Raw genomic sequence first — 8,097 nt, 5'->3', positions numbered from 1 at the left:
AAGCTGAAGAGGCTGTTCTCACCATAATGATTGAAACCTTATGGGATAAGCAGCGAATTTTGGCCGCTTACTTGAATGTGGCAGAGTTTGGCAATGGTATTTATGGTGTCGAGGCAGCCGCGCAGCATTACTTTGATAAATCAGCTGATAACCTCAACCGTGATGAATCTGCGCTATTAATAGCCATGTTGCCCAACCCAAAATATTATCAAGACAATCAAGGTGATAAGCGCTTACGCAATAAGCAGCGCATCATCAAAAAGCGTATGAAGAATGCCGTATTGCCACAGTCTGCTTAGATATAGTGACATTTAATGCTGATATATTTAACACGTGATAGCCTAAATATGAGATAGCCTCATTTTTGAAATAACAACAACAAAAAGTATGGTATAAAAGTAATGATAGGATAAGATTGATATAAAAATAATGGCAGGTTGATAACGGCAAAGGAGTGGGAAAGTGGTAGAGATGGATAATAAGCACAGTAGTAGTGATAAGGTAGCTGATGTTATTGAAGCATATATTGATGCGAATCATGATATCAATAGAGAGAGCGACACAGACAATGCGGCCAGTGTCGTTAATACCAGAAATCCGCCTGCCGATGACAGCCTTAACGATCTGCGTAGCGCCAAAGTCTTAGCCGAGGTTGATTGGCAACGTTCAGAAGATGGCAATTATTCGCCTAGCAGCTATATCAATCGCGATTTGTCTTTATTGCAGTTTCATCTGCGGGTTTTGGCACAAGCGGCGGATCCTCGCCATCCTTTGCTTGAACGTTTATTCTTTTTAATGATTTTTTCATCCAACATCGATGAGTTTTTTGAGATTCGCGTGGCAGGTATCATGCAAAAGCTCAGTTTGGGTGATGTATCGACTAGCGTTCACGGTATGCGCCCAAGTGAAATTCTTAATGAAATATCAGCAGTGACCCATGATGCCATCGCTGAGCAATACCGTATCTTAAATGAAGATATCTTGCCGGCATTAGCAGTTGAGGATATCCGATATCTAAAACGTGATGAGCTTAATGCGGAGCAATCGGCATGGATGAAGCGTTACTTTACCGAGCAAGTCTCGCCGGTATTGACACCCATTAGCATTGATCCTGCCCATCCGTTTCCGCGCTTGGTCAATAAAAGCTTAAACTTTATTGCGACTTTGGAGGGCAAAGATGCCTTTGGTCGTGATATCAATTTGGCTATCGTCCCTGCGCCGCGTAGTTTGCCGCGCGTCATCCGTCTGCCTGATGAATTGACCGGCGGCAAAGAGCATCATGTCATGCTATCGGCGATTATCCATGAGCATATCGGTGAGCTATTCCCCGGTATGAGTGTCACCGGCTGCCATCAGTTTAGATTGACGCGTAATGCTGATTTGGACTTGGCAGATGATGTCGATGATATTGCCAAAGCCTTAGAAGGTGAGCTTGAAAACCGCCGCTTTGGTGATAAAGTGCGGCTTGAAGTCACTACCGAGTGCCCGACGCCTATCAGTGATTATCTGCTCAATGAGTTTGAGCTGCATGACAATCAACTATACCGCGTCAATGGACCAGTTAACCTAACGCGCTTGCTATTTGATTTTAATATTCCAGCATTGCGTTATCAGCCCTTTACCCATGTCGTGCCCAAACCGTTTCGCCGTGAAGTTGATAAGCTTGACAAAGCGACCAGTATGTTTTCTGCCATGCGCAAAGGCAACGTATTGGCGCATCATCCGTTCCATGCGTTTTCACCGATTGTCAATCTGCTCTGGCAAGCAGCAAAGGACCCCAAGGTATTGGCGATCAAGCAAACGCTTTATCGTTCAGGTACCAATTCAGAGATTGTCAAAGCGCTAGCGGCAGCTGCACGCAACGGCAAAGAAGTCACAGCAGTTATTGAAATACGTGCGCGTTTTGATGAAGCGTCGAATATTGCTGTTGCCAATTATCTACAAGAGGCAGGGGCGGTAGTGGTATATGGCATTGTCGGCTATAAAACTCACGCCAAACTGTTGCTCATCGTTCGCCGTGAAGACGATAAGATTCGCCGTTATGTGCATCTAGGCACGGGTAATTATCATGCAGCAAATGCCAAAGTTTATACCGATTATGGCTTATTTAGCGCGGACCCTGACATCTCAGAAGACGTCCACAAGATATTCCAAGAACTGACAGGTATGGGCAAACCCGCCAATCTCAAAAAGCTTTTACATGCACCATTTACTTTACATGATAAGTTGATGGAGTTTATCGATGCTGAAATTGCCCATGCCAAAGCTGGCAAGCGCGCTCATATCATTATAAAAGTAAACGCCTTAACTGAACGCCGTCTGATTGATAAGTTATATGATGCGTCGCAAGTAGGGGTCAAAATCGAGCTGATTTTGCGCTCTATGTGTTGCTTGCGCCCGCAAGTAAAAGGTCTGTCTGAAAATATCACTGTACGTTCTATTATTGGTCGATTTTTGGAACACACTCGCGTTTACTACTTCTATAATGATGGTGATGAGCGCCTGTATTGTGCCAGTGCTGACTGGATGGATCGCAACTTATTCCACCGTGTGGAAGTGGCGTTTCCGATTGAAGATGAAAAGCTGTTCAAGCAGATATATCAAGATGGATTGTTAAACTATCTCAAAGACAATACACAAGCATGGACACTCAGCGGTGATGGCAGCTGGCAGCAAGTCCAGCTAGCAATAGGTGAAACGCCGCATATTGCCCAAGAGTATTTGTTAAAGGTGATTAATCGTGTTGGCGAGTCAGTATAATTTACTCACTTCATAGCGGTTATCAGGTCGATTAACGCCAGCGCAATCGTTAATAAAGCGCTATACCAAGCATAGAGCATACTCTGTGCTTGGTTTTTTTATGCGTATTCATCCTAATGTATGGTTACAAACTGTCTGGTAAGCTCACACTTATTCACATATTGATACGGCAGAACACTGGTAAGGCTCTGGAATTTCTACTTATAATTGAATAGATAAGTACAAAAATTCACCCTTATAAAAATATATCAATAAGAAAACAGGATTTCATCATGAGTCATACCAATAACGATAGTTCAGACATCAAGAAAGCCGCTGAACAAGCAAACAGTCAGCAGATTGAGAAAAATTTAGAGAGCGGCAGCCCAGTCGATGCGCCAGAATTATTAACGGAAGAAGAACAAACGTCTTTTATCAACGATGATTTACGTACAGATAAATAATTAGAAAGCTATTGAATGTAATCCTAATCCAAGCAAGGGAAACGCTATGTCACATGATACTCAGTCGAATAATACGCACCCAAATAATGAAGAGCCTGTATCAGTCAACGATCCAGCGAAGCTGCATCCAGACAATGCAACAGACAGCTATGAAGGTCGTAAACACGAGCCCGACATTGATGGACCACAGCAAGATTCGCAGGAAACTGATGAGATATATGCAGATCCACGTAAAGAAGAGAACCTACCTCCTGGAGGCAAAAATGTCGGTGATTTAAATGCTTATGATTTGTCACAAAAAGGCAATGAATAGTTTTTGTCTCAAGTTTTTTTATCAAATGAGACATTGATCATCAGACATTTAAAACTGTACAAAATAATAAGAACGTTGAATTAAAAAATAAGGATATGACAATGCAAACTCAAGATCCCGCCTTAACCAAAACGCCTATAGATAGAGAGGGTATGAGTAACGATGACAGTATCGAAAACCATACCACTATTAATAAAGGTACTGATACTTTCCAAGAGGGCGTTGTAGGGTCAGAACATGTTAATGATGGCGATAATGCTGCCCGTCAGCCAGACCGCCGCGATCAAGAAGGCAATGCTTTTGATGATGGTATCAATGAATATACCACTATTAATAAAGGTGCTAAAAGCGAAGGTATAAATGATTTAAATCGTTATGCAAATATTGATAACGCTCAAACTCGTGTGTTAAATCCTGACGAAAAGGATTTTTAGAACACGCTTTAAAGCTTAGGAAGTCTTAAAAATAAAAAAAGGTGCTGCAGTAATGACGTTTAATACGTTGCTAGCAGCACCTTTTTTTGAGCAGTTTTCATAAATTATATAGTAGCAGGCTCACCACTATGAAAGCGCAGCTCAGTATCTGGAGTTGCTATCAACTCTGCCTCTATTTCTTTAAAGAATGCCACACGCTCATCGATACTGTCATCAGATAATGACTGCGCCAATGCCAAATAATCTTCAAAATGGCGGCTTTCTGATTTTAATAAATAACGATAGTATTTTGCCAACCGTGCATCATTGATAACCTCAGCAAGTGCCGCAAAGCGCTCACAAGAGCGTGCTTCGATAAATGCCCCAATGATAAGCACATCTACCATCGCGGCAGGCTCGTAAGTGCGTTTGTATTTAAGCATTCCCTTAGCATAGCGCCCTGCACTCAGATATTCCCACTCTTGTCCGCGCTCATTCATAATGCCGAGCACTTGCTCGTAATGCAGCATCTCCTCACGTATCAGCTGTGCCAATTTGCGCTGCAAATCATACGAGAACTCATAGCGAAAGATGAGATTCATCGCGGTACCTGCTGCCTTTTTTTCACAATTGGCATGGTCTTGAATAATCAGAGGTAAATTATCAACAGCGGCGTTGACCCAAGCTTGCGAGGTGCGCGCGCCCAAAAACTCATAAACAGGCGATAAATCTACCTTTAATGGTGGGCTCAGGTGGGTAATATCGACACTGTCTTCATTGCTACTACTGTTATTACTGTTGCCGTCTAATACTGTCTCTATGGCAAGATTGTCCTTTGTCGTAGTAGAAGGTTCAGAGTGAGAGTGAGGAGGTATGGTAGCTACTGGTGTGTTTTGGGGATTTATAGTCATAGTGTGCTTGGGCTTTATTGACGAGTGAATGAATAAGGTAATAAAAAAGTGGCTATTGATGCGCTAAATGTATTTAAATCCTCTAAATGAGTTTGCTACGATAGATAACCGTTACGCATAAATGCAAACTGTAACGATTACTTACAGTTTATACTTGCCTTTAAATTGATAGGGTTCAATAACGGGCTTTACGCTGCTAATACTGGTGGCTTATATAGTATCATTTATATACAGCCTAAGCATTTAGTTACTAAATGGGGTTTCCTTGTTTATTCTATTGTTTGATAGTAGGATGATATTTTGCTTTTAGGATATTTTGTCTTACTATTGATTGTCAGCTGATAGCAGGTAGTCAATATTATATCAACTATCAATAGCGTCTCAAAATTTAAGGTTTATAGAGCATCTTTGCTTAAAGCCTATCTAGATAATATCTGATAATAAAACGTTAAACACCGCTAAATAATGACGGCCAATGTAAAATGTAATTTAGCAGTAAATTTACGTGGCTTGTCTCTTATGGTCGAATATTTATTACTTTGCAATTCTGCTTTATATGCCCTTTTGCATGACTGTCTGTATGGATAGGATATGTCATAGCAGTGTAATATCGAAAAACTCACAAACAGATAAGGATAACAGTATGAGCCAGTCTTCTAATGCCAATCGCGTTCAGAAAGGCATTCTTGCCATCGATCAGCAACTGTTCGATTTTATTGAAAATGAAGTACTGCCGAAAGTCGGTGTCGATTCAGACGGTTATTGGTCAGGTTTTGAAAAGGTCATTAAAGAATTTACCCCGCGCAACAAAGCGCTGCTTGCAACTCGTGCTAAGATTCAAGGACAGATTGACCAATGGCATCTGGACAACCCTGCCAACAATGGCGATATTGATTATCCAGTGTACAAAGCATTTTTACAAGAAATTGGCTATCTGTTACCAGAAGGCGAGGCATTTAACGTCAGTACAGAAAACGTCGATGATGAGATTGCTGTGATTGCAGGACCGCAGCTGGTAGTGCCAGTACGTAATGCTCGCTATGCATTGAACGCCAATAATGCGCGTTGGGGCAGCTTATATGATGCTTTGTATGGCACCAATGTGATCAGTGATGAAAATGGTCAAGAAGCAAAAGATGGCTACAATCCAAAACGTGGTGCAGCCGTCGTCGCTTATGCCAAAAACTTTTTAGATGAAAACTTTTCGCTAGCGTCAGGTTTATATAGCGATGCAACGGGCTTTAAAGTGGTCGATGGCAAGCTTGAGATTGCGCAAGGCGATAGCAGCACGCAACTAAAAGATACAGCACAGTTCGTCGGTTTTATGGGAGACGCTGATAGTCCTAGTGCTGTCTTATTAAAGAACAATAACTTGCATGCTGAAATCCAAATCGATGGCAACCATACAATTGGTAAAGATGATCCTGCCAATATCAAAGATGTCTTATTAGAGTCAGCGCTAACTGCGATTCAGGATTGTGAAGACTCAATCGCTGCGGTCGATGCCGAAGAAAAGGTTGAGGCTTATCGCAATTGGTTTGGCTTAATGAATGGCGATTTGCAAGAAACCTTTGAGAAGGGCGGTAAAACCCGCACCCGTAAGCAAAATCCTGATCGCGAATACACCACGCCAGAGGGTGATACGCTTACCTTACCAGGTCGCTCATTATTGCTCATCCGTAATGTTGGTCATCTGATGCAGAATCCGGCGATTATGGTAGATTTGGGTAATGGTCCTGAAGAAGTCTTTGAAGGTTTGATGGATGGTCTCATTACGCCTTTATTATCATTAAACGATTTGAATGGTAAAACCGAGCTATCAAACTCACGTAAAGGTTCGATGTATATTGTTAAGCCAAAAATGCATGGTCCTGATGAAGTCAAAATGGCGAATGACCTCTTTAATGCCTCAGAAGACTTGTTAGGCTTAGAGCGTTATACGATAAAGATCGGCATCATGGATGAAGAGCGCCGTATGACGGTCAACTTAAAAGAAGCCATTCGCCAAGCAAAAGAGCGTGTGATTTTTATTAATACTGGCTTCTTAGATCGTACCGGTGATGAGATGCATACCAGTATGAATGCAGGTCCCTTCGTACGTAAAGGCGATATGAAGTCGCAAACGTGGCTACTAGCCTATGAGCAGTGGAACGTAGATATCGGTCTGGAAGTAGGTCTACAAGGTCATGCTCAGATTGGTAAAGGTATGTGGGCAAAACCTGACGAGATGCAAGAGATGATGGACACCAAGATTGCCCATCCACAGGCAGGTGCCAATACTGCGTGGGTACCGTCACCAACGGGTGCGACCTTGCACAGCATGCACTATCATCAGGTCAATGTCACTGAGGTTCAAAACAGCCTAAAATCACGTACGCGCGCTAGCATAGATGATATCTTGACCATTCCATTAGCAAAAGATACCAATTGGACTGAGGAAGAAAAGCAGCAAGAGATTGATAATAATGCTCAAGGTATCTTAGGCTATGTCGTACGCTGGGTAAATCAAGGTGTTGGTTGCTCTAAAGTACCTGACATCAATGACGTGGGCTTAATGGAAGATCGTGCGACGTTGCGTATCTCAAGTCAGCATATCGCCAACTGGCTACATCATAATGTGGTCAGCGAACAGCAAGTGATGGATGCTATGAAACGTATGGCAAAAATCGTCGATGAGCAAAACGCTGATGATGCCGATTATCAACCGATGGCGACTGACTTTGATAACTCCTATGCTTTCAAAGCCGCCTGTGATTTGGTGTTTAAAGGTCGCGAGCAGCCAAGTGGCTATCCTGAGCCAGTATTGCATCAAGCGCGTTTAGATCTAAAAGCACAGCTTCCATGTAAAGCTTAATAGCCAATTAGAGTGGTTCAATCTTAGTGCTTTAACCTCTGCCAAATGCTTAATTTGGCAGAGGTTTTTTCGTCATATTAAAAATAAATATATGCCTGTTAAATATATAGTGAATCGACTAGATAGCAATAAACCATAAAAATGTATTGCAAAATATTTCAGTTTTGCTATTCTTAATGCAAGGTATGATTTTTGATAAATATGTTTCGGCCTTGTAAACGGACTTTGATAGGAAGATAGACAGATATCGCCTATGTCAGCTTTGCTTGCCATAAATCTTGAGCGCATCCCACCCCTAAACTGTAAAAATGGAGTTTTACACAATGAAGAAATTACTTTTAGCATCAGCAATCGCAGCCCTGTCTGTATCTGCAGCTAATGCCGCACCTACTGTATACGGTAA

The 8,097-nt window shown here is 42.1% G+C and carries 7 protein-coding genes; 6 read left to right on the top strand and 1 reads right to left on the bottom strand.

Annotated features, from left to right (window positions below; genetic code table 11):
* From VLN09_RS00235 to VLN09_RS00215, 5 genes are all read left to right on the top strand, one after another.
* Positions 1-299, top strand: a 299-nt coding sequence (locus tag VLN09_RS00235; RefSeq protein ID WP_325242957.1) for a transglycosylase domain-containing protein, incomplete at its 5' end; no start/stop codon positions are given.
* A gap of 172 nt (positions 300-471) precedes the next feature.
* On the top strand, positions 472-2,760 hold the full coding sequence (gene ppk1, locus VLN09_RS00230; RefSeq protein ID WP_325242959.1) for a polyphosphate kinase 1: 2,289 nt from the start codon (positions 472-474) through the stop codon (positions 2,758-2,760).
* 272 nt (positions 2,761-3,032) lie between these two features.
* Positions 3,033-3,203, top strand: coding sequence for a hypothetical protein (locus VLN09_RS00225; protein ID WP_325242955.1), 171 nt, complete (start codon positions 3,033-3,035; stop codon positions 3,201-3,203).
* A 46-nt stretch (positions 3,204-3,249) separates the two neighbouring features.
* Complete coding sequence (locus VLN09_RS00220) at positions 3,250-3,516, top strand: hypothetical protein (protein WP_325242953.1); 267 nt, start codon at positions 3,250-3,252, stop codon at positions 3,514-3,516.
* Between the two features lie 101 nt (positions 3,517-3,617).
* On the top strand, positions 3,618-3,950 hold the full coding sequence (locus VLN09_RS00215) for a hypothetical protein (protein WP_325242951.1): 333 nt from the start codon (positions 3,618-3,620) through the stop codon (positions 3,948-3,950).
* A gap of 104 nt (positions 3,951-4,054) precedes the next feature.
* On the opposite strand, the gene VLN09_RS00210 is transcribed toward VLN09_RS00215, so the two are convergent.
* Positions 4,055-4,840 (bottom strand): tRNA-(ms[2]io[6]A)-hydroxylase, encoded by a 786-nt coding sequence (locus VLN09_RS00210; protein ID WP_325242949.1) that lies wholly within the window; start codon positions 4,838-4,840, stop codon positions 4,055-4,057.
* A gap of 643 nt (positions 4,841-5,483) precedes the next feature.
* On the opposite strand from VLN09_RS00210, the gene VLN09_RS00205 reads away from it, so the two are divergent.
* On the top strand, positions 5,484-7,694 hold the full coding sequence (locus VLN09_RS00205; RefSeq protein ID WP_325242947.1) for a malate synthase G: 2,211 nt from the start codon (positions 5,484-5,486) through the stop codon (positions 7,692-7,694).
* Positions 7,695-8,097: the final 403 nt, after the last annotated feature.

It is taken from the genome of Psychrobacter sp., assembly GCF_035469765.1.
Taxonomy (GTDB): domain Bacteria; phylum Pseudomonadota; class Gammaproteobacteria; order Pseudomonadales; family Moraxellaceae; genus Psychrobacter.
Note: the sequence above shows the minus strand (reverse complement) of the source record. Positions and strands in the feature narration are given on the sequence as shown.

Excerpts from the sequence above, each read along its gene's own strand:
- ppk1 (WP_325242959.1), top strand. The coding sequence starts at position 472 with ATGGATAATAAGCACAGTAGTAGTGATAAGGTAGCTGATGTTATTGAA.
- VLN09_RS00225 (WP_325242955.1), top strand. The coding sequence starts at position 3,033 with ATGAGTCATACCAATAACGATAGTTCAGACATCAAGAAAGCCGCTGAA.
- VLN09_RS00220 (WP_325242953.1), top strand. The coding sequence starts at position 3,250 with ATGTCACATGATACTCAGTCGAATAATACGCACCCAAATAATGAAGAG.
- VLN09_RS00215 (WP_325242951.1), top strand. The coding sequence starts at position 3,618 with ATGCAAACTCAAGATCCCGCCTTAACCAAAACGCCTATAGATAGAGAG.
- VLN09_RS00210 (WP_325242949.1), bottom strand. The coding sequence starts at position 4,840 with ATGACTATAAATCCCCAAAACACACCAGTAGCTACCATACCTCCTCAC.
- VLN09_RS00205 (WP_325242947.1), top strand. The coding sequence starts at position 5,484 with ATGAGCCAGTCTTCTAATGCCAATCGCGTTCAGAAAGGCATTCTTGCC.